Annotated in this window: 20 protein-coding genes; 10 read left to right on the top strand and 10 right to left on the bottom strand. The window is 36.6% G+C overall.

The window, feature by feature from the left end:
* The first annotated feature begins 10 nt into the window (after window positions 1-10).
* Window positions 11-607 (top strand): DUF3157 family protein, encoded by a 597-nt coding sequence (locus tag C0W29_RS10730; RefSeq protein WP_045041134.1) that lies wholly within the window; start codon window positions 11-13, stop codon window positions 605-607.
* 71 nt (window positions 608-678) lie between these two features.
* On the opposite strand, the gene C0W29_RS10725 is transcribed toward C0W29_RS10730, so the two are convergent.
* From C0W29_RS10725 to C0W29_RS10710, 4 genes are all read right to left on the bottom strand, one after another.
* The gene (locus tag C0W29_RS10725; protein WP_045044639.1) at window positions 679-1491 is read right to left on the bottom strand and encodes an endonuclease/exonuclease/phosphatase family protein; all 813 of its coding nucleotides are present in this window, start codon (window positions 1489-1491) and stop codon (window positions 679-681) included.
* Between the two features lie 90 nt (window positions 1492-1581).
* Complete coding sequence (locus tag C0W29_RS10720) at window positions 1582-3204, bottom strand: PTS transporter subunit IIBC (protein ID WP_045041132.1); 1623 nt, start codon at window positions 3202-3204, stop codon at window positions 1582-1584.
* A gap of 59 nt (window positions 3205-3263) precedes the next feature.
* Complete coding sequence (locus tag C0W29_RS10715; RefSeq protein ID WP_045044638.1) at window positions 3264-4997, bottom strand: glycoside hydrolase family 13 protein; 1734 nt, start codon at window positions 4995-4997, stop codon at window positions 3264-3266.
* Between the two features lie 91 nt (window positions 4998-5088).
* Window positions 5089-6054: a LacI family DNA-binding transcriptional regulator gene (locus tag C0W29_RS10710; RefSeq protein ID WP_045044637.1), complete on the bottom strand. Its 966-nt coding sequence runs from the start codon at window positions 6052-6054 to the stop codon at window positions 5089-5091.
* A 513-nt stretch (window positions 6055-6567) separates the two neighbouring features.
* Between C0W29_RS10710 and cyoA the strand changes: the two genes are divergently transcribed.
* Genes cyoA through C0W29_RS10670 form a run of 8 tightly spaced genes read left to right on the top strand, consistent with a single transcriptional unit; the run spans window position 6568 to window position 13122 of the window.
* Window positions 6568-7455 carry a ubiquinol oxidase subunit II gene (gene cyoA / locus C0W29_RS10705; protein ID WP_045044636.1) on the top strand — a complete coding sequence of 296 codons (888 nt, stop codon included), beginning with the start codon at window positions 6568-6570 and terminating at the stop codon, window positions 7453-7455.
* On the top strand, window positions 7445-9532 hold the full coding sequence (cyoB, locus tag C0W29_RS10700; RefSeq protein ID WP_036789864.1) for a cytochrome o ubiquinol oxidase subunit I: 2088 nt from the start codon (window positions 7445-7447) through the stop codon (window positions 9530-9532). Before cyoA ends, cyoB begins: the two co-directional genes overlap by 11 nt.
* A 15-nt stretch (window positions 9533-9547) precedes the next feature.
* Entirely contained in the window at window positions 9548-10192 is a 645-nt protein-coding gene (gene cyoC / locus C0W29_RS10695; protein WP_045044635.1) for a cytochrome o ubiquinol oxidase subunit III, read from the top strand.
* Window positions 10192-10545 (top strand): cytochrome o ubiquinol oxidase subunit IV, encoded by a 354-nt coding sequence (cyoD, locus tag C0W29_RS10690; protein WP_036789859.1) that lies wholly within the window; start codon window positions 10192-10194, stop codon window positions 10543-10545. The genes cyoC and cyoD overlap by 1 nt, the downstream gene beginning before the upstream one ends.
* Before the next feature lie 13 nt (window positions 10546-10558).
* Window positions 10559-11476, top strand: coding sequence for a heme o synthase (gene cyoE / locus C0W29_RS10685; RefSeq protein WP_036789856.1), 918 nt, complete (start codon window positions 10559-10561; stop codon window positions 11474-11476).
* Window positions 11473-12093, top strand: a complete 621-nt coding sequence (locus C0W29_RS10680) for an SCO family protein (RefSeq protein WP_045044634.1) — start codon at window positions 11473-11475, stop codon at window positions 12091-12093. Before cyoE ends, C0W29_RS10680 begins: the two co-directional genes overlap by 4 nt.
* A gap of 11 nt (window positions 12094-12104) precedes the next feature.
* Window positions 12105-12608 (top strand): copper chaperone PCu(A)C, encoded by a 504-nt coding sequence (locus C0W29_RS10675; protein WP_045044633.1) that lies wholly within the window; start codon window positions 12105-12107, stop codon window positions 12606-12608.
* 13 nt (window positions 12609-12621) lie between these two features.
* Window positions 12622-13122, top strand: a complete 501-nt coding sequence (locus C0W29_RS10670) for a hypothetical protein (RefSeq protein WP_045044632.1) — start codon at window positions 12622-12624, stop codon at window positions 13120-13122.
* Window positions 13123-13266: 144 nt separating this feature from the next.
* Here the strand turns inward: C0W29_RS10670 and C0W29_RS10665 are convergent, their stop codons facing one another.
* On the bottom strand, window positions 13267-13548 hold the full coding sequence (locus C0W29_RS10665; protein WP_045044631.1) for an HPF/RaiA family ribosome-associated protein: 282 nt from the start codon (window positions 13546-13548) through the stop codon (window positions 13267-13269).
* A gap of 273 nt (window positions 13549-13821) precedes the next feature.
* Here C0W29_RS10665 and C0W29_RS10660 point away from each other — a divergent pair, with 273 nt between their 5' ends.
* Window positions 13822-15489, top strand: coding sequence for an RluA family pseudouridine synthase (locus C0W29_RS10660; RefSeq protein ID WP_045044630.1), 1668 nt, complete (start codon window positions 13822-13824; stop codon window positions 15487-15489).
* A 178-nt stretch (window positions 15490-15667) separates the two neighbouring features.
* Here C0W29_RS10660 and C0W29_RS10655 read toward each other — a convergent pair whose 3' ends face one another.
* The 5 genes from C0W29_RS10655 to C0W29_RS10635 form a co-directional block, all read right to left on the bottom strand.
* A complete protein-coding gene (locus tag C0W29_RS10655) occupies window positions 15668-16162 on the bottom strand; it encodes a GGDEF domain-containing protein (RefSeq protein ID WP_052671585.1) in 495 nt (164 codons plus the stop codon).
* Between the two features lie 44 nt (window positions 16163-16206).
* Window positions 16207-16965 (bottom strand): hypothetical protein, encoded by a 759-nt coding sequence (locus C0W29_RS10650; RefSeq protein ID WP_045044629.1) that lies wholly within the window; start codon window positions 16963-16965, stop codon window positions 16207-16209.
* Between the two features lie 22 nt (window positions 16966-16987).
* On the bottom strand, window positions 16988-17728 hold the full coding sequence (locus C0W29_RS10645) for an EAL domain-containing protein (protein ID WP_045044628.1): 741 nt from the start codon (window positions 17726-17728) through the stop codon (window positions 16988-16990).
* Window positions 17728-18048 (bottom strand): helix-turn-helix transcriptional regulator, encoded by a 321-nt coding sequence (locus C0W29_RS10640; protein ID WP_158260024.1) that lies wholly within the window; start codon window positions 18046-18048, stop codon window positions 17728-17730. Before C0W29_RS10640 ends, C0W29_RS10645 begins: the two co-directional genes overlap by 1 nt.
* A 121-nt stretch (window positions 18049-18169) precedes the next feature.
* Window positions 18170-18450 (bottom strand): helix-turn-helix transcriptional regulator (locus tag C0W29_RS10635; protein ID WP_146147151.1); only part of this gene is annotated, 281 nt, incomplete at its 5' end.

Below are 18450 nucleotides of genomic sequence, written 5' to 3'. Positions count from 1 at the left end.
GGACATAATAATGCTAAATAAAACTCAACTATGCGGTGCTATCATTGCATTAATAGCCTCAAGTTCTGTATGGGCAGCCGATCAAACACTCACTCTCAATGATGGCCGTGAAGTTATTCTGCATGATAATTTTACTTGGCAATATAAACATCAGGCTAATACTCCCCAAACAAAACAAACACTTAACGTTACGACTGAAACACCTGTTATAGCAACGTCTGCAGCTGCGATCCCTATTATTAGCGCCTCAAAAGGAGTTACTGTTGAACTTGGTGCTAAAAAAGCAATCCAACAACTTAGTGATAGCGGCGTGGATATATTGTTATCAGCTGCACATTATAAAAATGGTACACTGGTTATTCCAACAATGATGACTAACCAAAATTCAAAATCAGTCGTTAATGTCACGATGAAAGTACGTTTAAGTGATATGCAGGGTCAAACAATTGCAGCTGAAGATGTTACCTTATGGCGCGCAATTAACCGTATGCCAGAAACCTATTTCCGTCCCAAGACTCAGCAACAAGGTAAACCTATCAGCTTCAAAGTACCAAAGTCAGAGAGTTACTTGATTCACGCTGAAGTCACAAATATTGATCTGAGATAGCAATAGAATATAGCAAAAGCTCAATTCACCGTTGAATTTGAGCTTTTTTATATCCAAAGCTTATTTACAAACTACTCTGTGACAATAGTCACATCCATAATGATCCCGAAATGATCCGACACCGCCTCATAAAAATCATCATTAAAAATAACCCGATGCTGCATTACAGCAACTTTCTGATTACTAAAAATATAATCAAGTCGTAACGCTTGAGTATTTTTTTGCCAGCCATCAATATTTTTAATAACTGTTGTGCCCGTATCTTTACTCTCAGAGATAGAGTAGCAATCATATAAGTTACATTGTAACGCATAATCATAGCCCTCATTACGAATATGGCTAGGATTATTAAAGTCGCCTAACAAGAAACTCAATCGAGATGATAATACTGCTGTAATTCTATTTAAGTGATCAGTAAATAGGCTTTCTTTGTCATTCCACCAGCCGCAGTGGCAATTATAAAAATCAATTTCTCGGTGTTGATAAACAACTTTAATTCGTACAGCACGACGATGCTTCCAATTACTTTCATCATAGTGATCATTTAAATCAATAACCTGATGTTCAATAATCGGTAATCGAGTTAAAAATGCGAGTCCTTCTTGGTAAACATCGTAACTCTGATGAACGAAATCCCAAGTTAATTGATAATGATGACCTAATTCTGCTAATTTTTGCTGTAATAAATAGCCATAATTATCCTCACGGACAGGATGATTACTTAATGTCTGCTCACTAATAACAGTACTAAGATGATGCTGATTCACCTCTTGTAACGCAATAACATCACAATGTTGCTCTATAATTGCCTGAGCCACTATGTCTAATTTTTGTAATTGATTATCTTCTTGCCAACTGTGGGTATTTAATGTCAATAACTTCATAAATTATTCACTTATCGATGTTATGTGAGATAAAAAAGCGTAGCATTACTACTACGCTTATCGATAATGCTCCCTATTCGCGATTGCTTATTACGCCATAGCAAACTTATCTATCAATGCCGACTTAATCACATCAACACCTGGTCCATAAATGGCCTGTACACCTTGATCTTTAATCACTAACCCCAATGCACCCGTTGATTTCCATAATGTATAATCAGCGACTAATGCAGGATCTTTAACGGTAATACGAAGACGTGTCATACAAGCATCAATCTCGGCAATATTGTCGCGCCCCCCTAAGTTCTGAATAATGATTTCAAGTTTATCGTCTTGCGACATACCTTCGGCTTTCTCATCAATATAGTTACCAGCACGCCCAGGTGTTGGAATATTAAACTTAACGATTAATAGGCGGAACAAAGTGTAGTTAATTGCAAAGAAAGCAATACACACCAATACAAAACTAATTAAATCACTGCCAATTCCTGCGGAAATCATCATCGGAACTCGTGTAATAAGTTCAATTAAACCAAAAGCATGTACACGTAAATCAATCAGATCCACCAGCGCAAAAGCCAGGCCGGTTAATATCGCATGGGCAACATATAATACTGGCGCGACAAACATGAACATAAACTCAATCGGCTCAGTCACACCAGTAAGCAAAACAGCAAGACAAGCAGAGAAGAACATTGGCTTATATTGCAAACGCTTATCACTATCGACACAATGGTACATAGCCAAACCGATACCAATTAGTGAAGAAGCAGCAATGATCACTTGACCGGCTTTAAAGCGCGCAGGATGAACCGTGTTTAATAAGTGCTGGTAAGTGGTTGGATCGGTTAATTTCAAGTTATTTAAATCACTCACCCACGCTAACCATAATGGGTCTTGACCATAAACACTTGAACCAGCGCTTGGACCCGTTAGTAGTTGGTATGCGCCACCTAACTCGGTGTAGTTCATTGGAATAGTTAACGTATGATGTAAGCCAAATGGCAGTAATAAACGCTCTAACGTCCCATAAACAAATGGAGCGATAATCGGCGCGCTATCTTTTGAACTTGCAATCCATTGACCAAAATCATTTAACGCACCTTGCACTAGCGGCCAGACAACGGCTAATCCTAATGCAATAATTACCGAATAAAAAATTACCGTAAAAGGGACGAATCGTTTACCATTAAAGAACGCTAATGCTTCTGGTAAACGAGAAAAATCGTAATAGCGGTTATATAAATTGGCTCCCAGATAACCCGAAATAATGCCAATAAATACACCCATGTTAAGTGCTGGTGCGCCTAAAATAGTCGTAAAAAATTGAGAAACAGGCAGTTCAGTACCAAACAGACTCATCACTGTCGCGTGGGGATCACTCATCATCGCGCCATTAACGCCAAAAATAACCCCAGTTGTACGGTTAATTAGAATAAAAGCAATAACAGCTGCAAATGCACCACCTGCGCGCTCTTTTGCCCATGAACCACCAATAGCAACAGCAAACAATAGATGCAGGTTAACAATCACACCCCAGCCAATATTTTCCATAATATGGCCTAAGGTTTCGATAGCGCCAATCCCACCGGCATACATGGCAACCACTTTACCCAATGAGATCATAATACCGGCAGCAGGCATTACTGCGATAACAACGATTAGGGATTTACCAAATCGTTGCCAAAAATCAAACGAGAACAATTTACTCATAACTAATTCCTTGATTGAGATGGCAGGTTTACGTCATCAATGACCTGCCATAAACACAATTAATGTTTTTTCACAAACACATAGGCGGCATAGGCTGGCGCTATTTTTGTGGCCATAAAATCTAGTCTCACGTTGTCATTATTCGGTGTTTGGTTATCCAGTACTAACTCTCCTAACAGCGTATTATCAATATCAACCTGAACCTCAATATCACTTAAATTGGTGATGATAATCCAGGTTTCATCGGAACTAATTCTTTGATATGCATAAATATTAGTGTCATTTTCTAGCAATAATTGATAACGACCAGTAATTAAATTTTGATTGTTTTTTCGTAGCATAATTAACTGTTTATAAAACTGTAAAATCGAATTCGAATCTTGCTGTTGCTGTTCAACGTTAATATCGGTGTAATTAGGATTAACCGTTATCCATGGTTTCACTTTCGAAAAACCACCAAACGGACGATTGTTCCACGGCATTGGAAGACGACTGTGATCACGAGAGACTTGATTTAATAACGCTAAAATAGACTGATCAGATTGCCCCTGTTGCTGCAATTTGGTGATTAAATTTTTAGCTGAAACATCATTAAATTCATCCAATGCCATAAATTGATGATTGATCATGCCAAGCTCTTGCCCTTGATAAATAAACGGCGTTCCTTTCATCAAGAAATAACAGGTTGCTAATGCGGTTGCGCTACCATACCAATGATTAACATTGGCAAAGGTATTAATACAGCGAGCTTGGTCATGGTTTTCTAGATACAGCGCATTCCAGCCTTTACCTTCCAATGTATTTTGCCAGCGAGTTAATATTTGCTTAAATTCAACAAGATTAAACTGATCACGGTTCTGCTCTTCTGCCCACAATTTCATGTGTTCAAACTGGAAGATCATATTAAAAACACCACCTTTATCGGTCTCAGTCGATTCAGCAACCCAGGTCAACGCATCTTTTGCATCAACACCATTCGCTTCGCCAACGGTAACAATATCAAACGGTGCAAAAGCCTGATCGCGCAGTTCATATAAATGCTGCTCAATCCCATCAACATTCATGTGATAATCAAATGAAGACACATAATCATCACCCTTCGGATTAGGTAATGAAGGCAAATTCGGTTGCTTTTGAATATGACTAATCGCATCCACTCTAAAGCCATCAATACCACGCGCTAACCACCAATGGATCATCGAAAATAAGGCTTGTTTAACTTCGGGATTCTGCCAATTAAGATCAGGCTGCTTTTTAGAAAAGAGATGTAAATAATATTGGGCAGTCTCGGCATCATATTGCCATGCACTGCCATGAAAAATACTTTCCCAATTATTAGGGTCGTAAGTCGGTTTTTCTGAGGTAGGCTCACAGCCATCACGCCAGATATACCAATCACGTTTAGGGTTAGTTTTACTTTGGCGAGATTCAATAAACCACGGGTGCTCATCACTAGTATGATTAATCACCAAATCCATAATGATACGAATACCACGGGCATGTGCCGCACAAATTAGGCGATCAACATCTTCAAGGCTGCCAAAGTCAGGATGGATCGCTTGATAATCACTGATGTCATAACCGTTATCATCATTCGGAGATTGATAAAATGGACAAATCCACACCAAATCAATACCCAGATCAGCTAGGTAATCAAGTTTGGTAATGATCCCTTCAATATCACCGATACCGTCTTGATTACTATCAAAAAAGCTCCGTGGATATATTTGATAAGCGGTCGCTGTTTTCCACCATGGCAGTGATATTGCTGATGCATTATTAGAGTGATTCATCCATTTAACCTTACTGAATGCGATGTATTATCTTTATGTGTTACCGATAACACACAAGGTAAGATCGAATGGATTGATATGCAAAATGTTTTTAAATGAACTGAGAGCTTTCTCTGATTTTTAACTCAAATTGACCTTCGCAGGAACTTGAATCGCGTTTAATTAGCTTCTTTACTGCTTGATAACCCATCTGATAATAATTAAAAGCAACGCTAGTTAAACTCGGTACTAATAAATCGCTGTAGTCATAATCACCAATCCCTATCACCCAAATATCATGGCCAATTTTTAAATTCTGCTCTTTAGCACGACGATACAAACGAATCGCAATATTATCGGTAGCACAGAAATAAACCTGATTAGGTTGCAGTGTAATCGTTTGATAGGCTTCTTTTTGTTCTGAATCAGCTAACGCTTGTAATGAACAAGGCAGTGTTGGTGCGATATCAGCGATTGTCATTTGCATTAGTTGAGTACGAGACGAAAGCATACGCGCATCATAGATATAATGAATGGCTGTAAATGGTGCGTGCTGTTGCTGTAATTGGCGAATAGTTTGGGAAACCAACGCCGTAATAGCTGCTTTTTCAGGGTAATATAAACAGCAGTGATCTGGGATCTGTTTACCAATAAAGATAAGATCTTCTAATCCTTGATAAAATGGCTCTTCTACACTGTGTTTTGAAGCAATAACAATCGTACCAAGAGCATTTAAACCACTAAACTCACTCACCGCTTGACGTTCAGATTCATGGCTAAACCCTGTCGCATGAAACAGCATTCGTGCATTAGATTCATTCGCGGCCGCTAATGCCCCTTTAATCACTAAACTAGTGGTATAAGATTCAATACGCGGCGCAATAAAACCAATAATATTTGATTGACTGCGAATAGAACGCGCAAATTTATTAGGAGTGTAGTGATTTTCTTTTACGATGGCATCAATTTTAAGACGATTTTCTTCTGAAACATAACCGCCGTTAAAATAACGTGACACTGTCATTTTTGAAATTCCAAGCTGCTTTGAAATATCAGCCATGGTCATTTTTTGCGCCATAATATCTTCATTACTCTATAAAAATCAGTACTAGATACAGTATCCAATATATTCAAAAATAACACAGTAACTAAATGTCAAACATTGACGATTACCCTCAACATTATTATTGCCACCTCGAAAACAGCCCCCCCAGCAAAACGTCTATTAAATCATCAATAAATTGAAAACTTTTTTTCAAAAACATAACACAGGTATGTTTTTTAACATTTTTAGTACAATTATTTAAAATAAGCATTTTATTACTAGTGTTAATTGATCCAAAATAGGGAAATCCAACAACGAAGATGATAAAGATAAGTTTAGTTATTGTACTTTATGAACAAACAAGCAACATTAACGAGCTATTTTTAGCTTGTAAATATAATAAAATAATATATATCATGTAGTTATCTTTTGTTACACTGAGAACCATTAAAATCACAAGTCATTAACCTTTAAATTAACAGTCGTTGGTTATTTTATAACAGTTATTACTGGATTTTTATGAGTAGGCTAGTTCATGGAGGAAAAATGAAAATAATTCGTAGTAAGAAGATGATAATAATTCTTCTTACCCTACTTGCAACATTACTTTTGATCGCTCTTTTCGCCAGTAGTAATATGGTGCTCTTTGACTCGAAAGGCATCATTGGCGAAGCGCAATCATCATTAATAATTACCTCAGTATTACTGATGGCAATCATTATCGTCCCTGTTTTGTTCATGACCATTTATTTTCCTTATAAATACCGTCATAGCAACAAAGAGGCTGAATACACTCCTGAGTGGGAGCATTCGACTAAAATAGAAGTCATCGTATGGACTGTACCTTGTCTTATTGTTTTAGCGCTTGGTTGGATCACCTACCAAACCTCTTATTCTCTCGATCCAAGAAAAGAAATCGTTTCTGATAAAGAACCATTAACCATTCAAGTCGTTGCAATGAATTGGAAATGGCTATTTATCTATCCTGAACAACAGATCGCTACAGTCAATGAAATTGCCTTGCCAGTTAACCGTCCAGTTAAATTCTTAGTTACTTCAGATACCGCCATGAATTCATTTTTTATTCCACAGCTAGGTAGCCAAGTTTACGCAATGGCTGGTATGGAAAACCGTTTAAATCTCATGGCTCAGGAAGAAGGATCTTATCGAGGAATCTCAGCAAATTACAGTGGTTATGGCTTTGCTAACATGCGATTTAAGGCACACGCTGTTAACGACGCTGATTTTGAACAATGGATTCAAAAAGTTAAAGCCTCTGAGCAAGTATTAAATAGCAATAGCTATAACCAACTAACAGCGAATGCTAAAGAACAAATAACTGCGCCACATCCGGTGACATATTTTGCCTCTGTTGCACCGCTTAAATTTAAAGACATTATTGAGAAGCACGCGGGAGTCCAAAATGGCCTATAAAGGGGATGTATACGCCGAAGCGGATCCAATTTTCGGCAAATTAAATTGGGATGTAATTCCTTTTACCGATCCAGTTGTTTTCCCGGTCATGATAGCAGTCGTGCTCGGTGGACTGGCACTGTTAGGATTAATCACTTATCAAAAGAAATGGCACTACTTATGGAGTGAATGGTTTACCTCTGTTGATCATAAAAAAATAGGTATTATGTACATCATCGTCTCAATGGTGATGCTCGTACGTGGTTTCTCTGACGCAATACTGATGCGTTCTCAACAAGCGGCATCAACGATTGATGCTAGCTATCTTCCACCAGAACACTACGATCAAGTCTTTACTGCTCATGGCGTGATCATGATTTTCTTCGTTGCGATGCCATTCGTGGTGGGTTTAATGAATATTATTGTGCCATTGCAGATAGGTGCCCGCGACGTTGCCTTCCCATTTTTAAACTCCCTGAGTTTTTGGCTATTCGTTGTCGGTGTTATCTTAATTAACATGTCACTGTTTATTGGTGAGTTTGCCGCAACAGGTTGGTTAGCCTACCCACCGCTTTCGGGCATGGATGCAAATCCTTGGGTCGGGGTTGATTATTGGTTATGGTCACTGCAAATATCAGGTATCGGTACATTGCTAACAGGGATTAACTTTGTTGTTACTATCCTTCGTATGCGTGCGCCAGGCATGAAAATGATGCAAATGCCGGTATTTACATGGACATCACTGTGTGCCAACGCACTGATTGTACTCGCCTTCCCTATTTTGACTGTCACTCTAACGCTGCTTACGCTAGATCGTTATGTTGGCACCCATTTCTTTACCACTGATATGGGTGGTAACCAAATGATGTACGTCAATTTAATTTGGGCATGGGGTCACCCTGAAGTTTATATTCTGGTATTACCTGCTTTCGGTATTTTTTCCGAAATAACCGCTACTTTCTCTCGTAAACGCCTCTTTGGTTATACGTCATTAGTATGGGCAACGATGGTTATTATGGTGTTGTCATTTATCGTATGGCTGCATCACTTCTTTACCATGGGCGCAGGAGCAAGTGTTAACGCCTTCTTTGGTATTGCTACCATGATTATCTCAATTCCAACTGGGGTTAAGATCTTCAACTGGTTATTTACCATGTATAAAGGACGGGTTGAGTTCAGTGCCAGTATGTGGTGGACGATTGCGTTCCTGATCACATTTACTATTGGTGGTATGACTGGCGTAATGCTTGCTATACCAGCAGCTAACTTTGTTCTACACAACAGTCTGTTCGTTATAGCCCACTTCCATAACGTTATTATTGGTGGTGCACTATTTGGTTACTTTGCTGGTCTCACTTATTGGTTCCCTAAAGCAACAGGATTCACCCTTGATGAACGCCTAGGCAAAATCTCATGCGTACTTTGGACTGTTGGTTTCTTTGTTGCCTTCATGCCAGTGTATGTACTTGGTTTTAACGGTATGACTCGTCGCCTTAATGTTGCAGATAACCCAGAGTGGGCACCTTACTTATGGGTAGCTGCATTTGGTGTTTGTATTGTCGCTGCCGGTATCGCGGTTCAATTCTATCAAATTTACGTCAGTATCCGTGATCGTAAAAAGAATGTGGATCTTACTGGTGACCCATGGAATGGCCGTACTTTGGAATGGGCAACATCGTCCCCTCCTCCATTCTATAACTTTGCTCTATTACCTAAAATTCATGACCGTGATGAGCACCATTACGCTAAAGAACATGGTTTAGCTTACAAAGAACCTGAGCGTTATAAGCGCATCCACATGCCGAAAAACACGTGGGCAGGTGTAGTTATCAGTATGTTCTCATTAATGTTTGGCTTTGCTTTTATCTGGCATATCTGGTGGATGGTTATTGCAGGTACGGTGGGCATGATTGCTTCATGGATCATTTATAGCTTCCAACGCAATAAAGATTACTACGTTGAAGTCTCTGAAGTTGAAGCAATTGAACGTAAACATCTTGCTAAAGCGCGCGGTGAGAAGACACTTGAAAACGAAGATGGTGAAGATGATGATGATTTCGATCCATCAGGTCTAAAACCAGCAGACTCAATGGCATAAGGGACGAGAGCAGCTATGACTACAGAAGTAAAAGATACATTTAACCTCAATGTCCCTGCTCAGTCTAATGACGGTCATGATCTCGATGATCATGACCATCATGACTATGCTGGTGATACCATTTTTGGTTTTTGGATTTATATCCTCAGTGACTGTTTATTATTCGGTACTTTATTTGCAGTTTACGCCGTTTACTCCAACAGTTTTGCAGGCTTAATTGAACCCAAAGAGCTGTTTAACCTTAGCTTTGTATTAGCAGAAACCGCATTACTACTGTTTAGTAGTTTTACGTTCGGCATGGCGATGTTAAAAGCTAACCATGAAGATATGAAAGGTATGTTCAAATGGTTAGGCATCACCTTCATGCTTGGTTTCTCTTTCTTAATCATGGAACTATACGAGTTCTATCATTTTAGTAGTGAAGGTGCGACATTCCACAGCAGCGCGTACTGGTCAGCATTTTATGGTCTCGTTGCGACTCATGGATTACACGTATTTGCAGGTTTAGTGTGGATGATCGTGCTGTTCTTCCACTTTAAGCGTGATGGCTTCTCTACAGAAAACAAAACCCGCTTAGCCTGTTTAAGCCTGTTCTGGCACTTCCTAGATATTATCTGGATCTGTGTGTTCAGTGTTGTTTACTTAATGGGAGTATTGTAATGGACAATTCAACTAACCAACACTCAACTGAACATGGTCAAGGTGGCCAAGCACACGGCAGTGTAAAAGAATATGTTCGAGGGCTAGTGTTCTCCATTATTTTGACGATTGTTCCTTTCGCTATGGTAATGGCAGGAGTTGGCTCTACCCAATTCATTATTGGTGTGATCATGGTGTTCGCCGTGGCACAGATCCTGGTACAGCTGGTGTTCTTCCTTCATATGAACACCTCTTCAGAACAAATGTGGAATACGTCATCTGCCGTATTCGTGGTCGTCATTGTTTCTATTATTCTTATTGGCTCTTTGTGGATCATGGATCACTTAAACCACAATATGCTAATGGGTCATTGATCAGGGATGTTCTATGATTAAACCTTATCTAAAACTTACTAAACCGGGCATCATCGGTGGCAACTTAGTTGCCGCCGTGGGTGGCGTCCTACTTGCTTCTCAAGGCAATATTAATTGGTTACTACTACTCGCGGTATGTGTGGGTACAACCTTAATTGTTGCTTCAGGGTGTGTATTCAATAATGTCATCGATATTGATATCGACAAGTTAATGAAACGCACCTGTGAGCGTGAATTGGTCAAAAAAGTTGTTCCTGTATCTCATGCTTTAGTTTGGGCGACAGCATTATGTGTTGCCGGCTTTTTTACCCTTTATCAATACACTTCTTTAGTGGCATTTCAATTTGGTGTGCTTGGATTCGTGGTTTACGTTGGCTTATACAGTTTGTACTTCAAACGGAAATCAGTACACGGCACATTAATTGGTGGCTTATCTGGTGCATGTCCGCCCGTTATTGGCTATTGCGCTGTTACTGGCCAATTTGATACCGGTGCTGCAGTACTCTTTATTACTTTTTGTTTATGGCAAATTCCTCACTCATATGCCATTGCGATTTATCGTTTCGAAGATTATAAATCCGCTTCGATCCCAGTATTACCTGTTGAAGTCGGTATTGCGCGTGCGCGTCACCATATCATTGGTTATATCATTGCTTTTGCTATGGCGGCACTGACTCTCACTTACCTTGGTTACGCTGGTAGTTGGTATGCATTAGGCATGGGGTTAGTGAGTTTACATTGGCTATATATTGCCAAAGTAGGCTATCAAAAAGTGCCTGATGCGCAATGGGGTAAGAAAATGCTGTTAAGCTCTATTTTTAACATTATGGTATTTTGCACCCTGATTTCATTGGATTTTTCATCTGAAAGTCTCAGTGAAAATTATCAAGTTAATGCGCTTCCAACGATAATAATGGAGCCGCATTCATGACCAAAAACCCAACCAAAATAGTGCTTCTTGTCGGAGCACTCTTTCTTGCAACATTGATGGGATGTTATGTCTATAACACCACCACCCCTGTTGGTGAAAATGTTAAGCCACTTAAAGATCTTGGTGGTCCTTTTGAACTTAATAGCTTAAATGGCACTGTCAGCCTTGATCAATATAAAGGCAATATCGTTGTACTTTATTTTGGCTTTCTAAACTGCGCTGAAGTGTGCCCTTCTTCAATGGGGGTTCTATCAGCGGCTTTATCACGCTTATCGCCACAAACCTATAACCATGTACGAGGATTATTCATTAGTGTCGATCCTGAGCGTGATGATTTAGTGTCTTTAAATCAGTTTGCTAAATATTTTGACGATCACGTTGTCGGCGTTACCGGTACAGAACAACAAATTGATGCATTAACCAAACAATATGGGGTCTATTTTGACATTGTCGACATGGAATCATCGGAATTAAGCTACACCGTTGATCACTCTTCGCGGTTCTACATTATTGATGAAACAGGCACATTAGTCGGTGCGATGAGCCATAACACCACCCCGATTGAGCTTGCGGCTGGTATTGAACGTGTTTACGCCAAAACCATTGCTAAACAATAGGAGATATAACAATGAAAAAAAGTTCTTTGTACTTAGCATTATTACTTAGCTGTTTTCCATCGGCGGTTTTTGCCACTGAAATAGCTCATGCTGACCATCAGTCATCAACCCAACACGATTATACTAATATTCAGCAGATAAACGCTGCATTAACCATTGAGAATGCCACTGCGAAAGCCACTATTCCTGGCGCAAAAGTCAGTTCTGGCTATATGAAAATCATCAATAATAGCGATAAAGCGATCACCCTCACCGGCGCGGCCACGACTATCGCTAAGCATACCGAATTTCATCGTATGTTTATGCGTGATAGTCAAATGGCAATGCGTAAAGTAGATGCACTTGAAATTCCAGCAAAAGACAGTGTTACGCTTGCGAGCAATGGTTATCACCTAATGTTTATGGGTGTTAAAAATGCTCTTAAAGCCGATCAAGTGATTACAGTACGCATGCAACAAGCTAATGGTGAACAGTTTGATGTTCAGTTGTTAGTTATGCCATTGAAAAAGTATTAATCGGAGATCAGAGATGAAAGGTGCATCGCTTTTTATTATTGGAGTCTGTCTATTACCAAGTATGTATATTGCACAAGCAACGGCAAAAACATCAATGGACAGTATACTAAAGAGTCAAACCATCCCTTGTTCTAGCGAATTAATACAACTTGCTGACGTGACATTGAAAACCAACCCACACCGTATATTGTCTTACAACGATAAAGCAGACAATATTCACCTCTTCAACGCACTTGCAGTAACCAGTTATCGAGATCGTGATAGCCATGTTAGCTTTCACGGCGTAAAAAACACTGCGGGCCGCTGTAATACTTCAGTCACCGAAAGTTATGTGTTACAAACATCGTGTTCTGATGCTCGTCATGAAGCATTCAGTAAATGGGATTTTCAAGGTAAGCTGAATGAAAGGACTTATGTACTTAATAGTAAACGCATTAAAGGTAAACAAGCTTTTTTGACTGATCAGCTACCCAATATTTGCTTAGTCACCACTCGACAAGTGATCAGTAATTAATATTATTATATTAGGGCTGAGTAAATAACATTACTCAGCCCTTATTTATTACTTATTAAAAAAATAATTTTATTATTATAAATAGCAGATAATAAAAAAGGCTCTAATAAGAGCCTTCTAATCACAATAATAAACTGTAACTTATTATTGATGTGCCACTTTCTTTTCAATTACTTTTTCAAAATGAAAAAATGCTTCTTTAATACACTCATCAAGATTAACATTATGAGCTTTAGCACTTAATTTATTGAATTCTTCTGTATCCATTTTTAAATCAACAGCATAACCTGTATCTTCTTTAAAAATACCCACATGAACATGCTTAAACTCTGGATCAATAACCATCAATTTTTCAATATAATCGGCAACCAATACTTTAATTGAATCGGTTAATTCCATATGTTCACATTTGATTTTTAAGCTCATGATACACCTCGGTAATTATCTTAAATATCTTGAACAAACTATAATCCTAAAAAATTAAAATGTCTCTATTATAAAAAAGTAATATTAATACTCAAAATTTGACACTCATTATAATTAGGTTAAATAGATGTCAATTAGAAATATTTTATATACATCTATGAAATATTTAATCTTAAACAACCAGTATTAAGCAAAACCGTTACCTATTAGTTAACTCGAATTTAAGTGTTAGAAATGCTAGAATCGCCGCCCCTATTCGTAATAGATAACATCATGCACGCATCTGACAACACCTTTACCCACTTCATCACTGCTATTGATACGCTATCACTGCCTGAGCGCTTTACTTTTCCTTTTTGCTACACACCACATCCATTATGTGTATTAGCAGCTCAAGAATTACAACAACATATCGAAACTCAAGATCAATGGCAGCATAACTTTGGGTTAAATAATGATGATGCTATTGGCCATATGTTTGGCGTTTTATTAGTTCAAAACCCGCAAGGTGATATCGGTTATTTATCTGCATTTTCTGGAAAAATTGCTGGCCAAACACATCTACCACATTTTGTTCCGCCTGTGGTTGATGCTCTCAACATTAATCCAGCTATCAGCACTCAACAAATTATCATAGATAATATTACCGCTAAGATTACGGCGATTAAATCCAAACCAAGCTACATTCAGTTGCAACAGCAGTATCAGACAGCCCAAACTCAAGCAGAGTTAACCTCTGAGTCATTTCGTTTACAGATGATAGAGCAACGCAAACAACGTAAATTACAGCGGACAGCAGCCGAACAAAGTAACGATAGCGAATTTATGACGCAAGAATTCCATCGTTTAGCCCGTGAAAGTGCGTTTGATAAGCACCAGCAGAAAACTATTCGTCAACAGTGGACTCAAACACTTGCAGAGATTAGCGATAAGTTACAAGCAGATAAAGAACAACTAGCCTTACTAAAATCAGAGTACGACACCTTAACGACATTATTACAGCAGCACCGTTACGCACAATATCAATTTTTAAATCAGTATGGTGAAGCAAAAGATTTAAATACCTTATTTGGGGATATAACACCGCCACAAGAGGCAGGCGAATGCGCCACAGTTAAACTATTGCAGCATGCCTTTAAACAAGATTTCAAACCATTAGCGATGGCAAAATTTTGGTGGGGAGCATCTCCTGCTGCACAAATTCGTAAGCACAAATATTTTTATGAAGCGTGTAAAAACAAATGTGAGCCAATTTTACAGCATATGCTTACTGGTATTGAAATTGATGCTAACCCGTTATTACAAAACCCCGCCGAAGGCAAAGAACTTGAGATTGTTTATCAAGACGAAGCAATGGTGGTTATCAATAAACCCGCAGAATTCCTTTCTGTTCCAGGTAAAGTGATCACTGACTCTGTCTATAGCCGTATGCAAGCGATGTTCCCAGATAGTGATAGCCCACTGATTGTACATCGTTTAGATATGTCAACTTCAGGGCTAATAGTGATAGCATTAACTAAAGATGCGCATAAAGCTCTGCAAAAACAATTTATTAACCGTACTGCAGAAAAACGTTATGTGGCGCTATTAGATGGCATTGCTGAACACGATCACGGTGAAATTAACTTACCAATGCGAGTTGATCTAGATGATCGTCCCCGCCAGTTAGTATGCTATGAACACGGCAAACCAGCACAAACAAAATGGCAAGTTATCGAGCGCAAAGACAGTAAAACCAAAGTCTATTATTACCCTAAAACAGGCCGTACTCACCAACTACGCATCCACTCAGCTCATCACAACGGCATGAACATGCCAATTGTCGGGGATGACTTATACGGTCAAAAAGCCGAGCGCTTACATCTACACGCACAATATCTTGGCCTTGCACACCCTGTGACTGGCGAGCCAATGATCTTTGAAGTCGATGCCGACTTTTAAATATGTGTAATAAGGTTGCATGTAAAAAAAGACTGGCACTTCTAATGCCAGTCTTTTTTAGGGCGTAGCAATTGCTGCACCCTACCTCATCAACAATGTTAATACTGCTAGGTAATCACTAATATATAATCTCTACAATGGCTATATTATAAATGAAAATAAAATTTTAAGGCTTTTTCTACTTTAATTTTTCATCAGTAAAAATAGTATATTTATTTCTTCCTGCCATTTTTGATTGATAAAGAGCGTCATCCGCGTATTTAAATGCTTCAGATAGCATAATACTATTCGATGATAAAAAGGCGCCAATAGAAATTGTTACATTTATGTCTTCTATTTTTTTATCACTGATTATTTTTAGTAGTTTTTCTAGTTTGACATTTAAATCAGAAATATTAATTACACCATCAAGTAATATAACAAACTCTTCGCCTCCCCACCGAACCCCCACATCAGTTTTTCTAATCGTATTTCTAATTCGATTGGAAACTTCAGCGATGACTAAATCACCGACCTGATGGCCATAAGTATCATTAACTTTTTTAAAAAAATCTATATCAATAACAATAATACAATTGATTAAATTTTTCTCATTAAGATAATCTTTTCTATATAATCCAGTTAATTTATCTTTTTTACTCTCAGTTACAAACTTGAATAAAAAAGTAATCAAATAATACCATCCACAAAAAAATAGAAATACAAAAATGCTATATACTAAAAAATACTTTTTTCAATCTCAACAGGTATATGAATTTTATCATTATAATTATTCTTTGCTATAATATCAAAAATCATCTGACTAATATTAATATCATCTTCTTTTTTTATTACCGAAAAATTTCTTTTATTAAAATTAATTATAAATTCATCAAAAAAACCATATTTTATATCCAATAATAATATTGATTGTATTTTCCTATTAACATACAAAGGATAATATATTGTAATTAATTCCTCATTAGTATCACTCTCAGTATATGGTCCATAAACTTTCATTGTTTCATATATAGATAAATTGGATTTTTCTAAATTGACTTCTATATTTTCTAATCCAACTAAATAATCAAAGTAACTTCTCTCATTGTCTGTATCTGTATGTTCGTGTATTCTTTCATATGCTTTTCTATATGGTTCAACGAACATATATTTAGGATAAATATTTGCTACAGTCCATATATTACCACTAACAATCTCATTCCTACGACTATCTAATATAAAATTAGAAAAATTTTCTGAGATATCTTTTACTGTTTCGTCATTTTTAACTTTTGTTAAGTACAAAATGTTTTCAATCTCTTTTGTTCCATAAATAACTTTAGAGTTGATAGTATTAATTTGATATCTATAAATACTATCACTCAAATATCTAAAAGATTGCTCTATTTCATTTTTTAACTTTTCTATTTTTATAGTCAAAAAACTACTAGTAATTAAAAATGATATCAAATATAAAAAAATCAAATTTTTAATCATATTTCAAATCCATGACTTAACCTTACCACTGTAATTCAGTTATTATCTCTAAAGGTAATGCTTTATAATATAAAAAACCTTGGTATCTATTTATATCTAAACCTTTCAATAATTTTGCCTGCTCTATAGTTTCAACACCTTCAGCAATAATCGTTGTACCCATTTCATCTGATAACTTTTTGATTCTTTTTATTAACTTATATTTTTCTATATCGACATCTATCAATGATGTTAATGACCTATCTATCTTTATAAAATCGAATTTATATTTATATAACCTCGACTCATTATTAAAACCACACCCAAAGTCATCAATGGCCAATTTAACGCCATACTTAGATAATATATCTAAATTACGTATAAATTCATCTTCATTATAAATAATATCATCTTCTATAATTTCAATGACTACATTCACATATTTATTTAAACAAATTATATGTTCTATAACTGTTGTATTTAATGTTGAACTGTATATATTCAAATGGAGATCAATTAATTTTATTTTTCTTGGTATTAAAAAACAAATTAACTGTTCAATTATACTAATCGTCCACTCATCTAATAATTGATGATCAGCTTTTATATCTTCAATAAATGCATAAGGCAATAGAACTTCATGTTCATTCTTTACCCACCTCGATAATGCTTCAAATCCTTTAATTCTATTATTAAAATCAACTATGGGCTGTAAATATGGTTTTATTTCTTTAGATTTTATTGCTAATGAAATTATTTTCATTTTATTTAAATCAAACTTCATTATAATAAATCTTCACATTCAATGATTTTTTTTAAAACCGCGAAAAACCACTTTTTTTTACTTTCTGGTAATTGTTCTAACAATATAGATATCTGATCAATATCACCTATTTCAGTATTGTCATAAAAAAAATAATTTATACTCTGATTTGTAATAACTGATATTTTATAAATAGTATCTGCTTTTGGTATTCTTACACCATTTTCAATATCTATATATGTTTGTCTTGATATCCCTAACTTCTCAGCCATTTTTTTTTGGCTGATATTTGAGATTATTCGAGATCCCTTTATTTTCTTATCAAAAGAAATGTTATTCATGTGATTTATATTTTTATAATCAATAGGATTAGTTAGATAATTAATACATAAAAACCTTAAGTCATATCTGTCATTATGAAGCATCAACATATTATAAGCGTTCACAAAGATGATATTTAAGTTATTTATGTTCTTTATTTAAAGCGACTTCAACTTGTAATAAAATCTCACATAAAATCATTATCCGCTTTTTATTTCCTTTAGAGGAATCTAATAATGTTAAAATCTTTTCATTATTCCTATATTCATTATTATAAAAATAAGCAATTTTCTTATTAGTCAATTTTGATATTTTCAATAATAAATCAACTTTTGGAATAACAATCCCACTTTCAATTTTTATATATGTATTTCTTGAAACACCTAACAATAAAGCCATATCTTTTTGAGTTAAGTTTAAAG

The organism is Photobacterium kishitanii, from assembly GCF_003026355.1.
In the GTDB taxonomy this organism is placed as follows: domain Bacteria; phylum Pseudomonadota; class Gammaproteobacteria; order Enterobacterales; family Vibrionaceae; genus Photobacterium; species Photobacterium kishitanii.
This window is presented reverse-complemented; position numbering and strand designations above follow the sequence as displayed.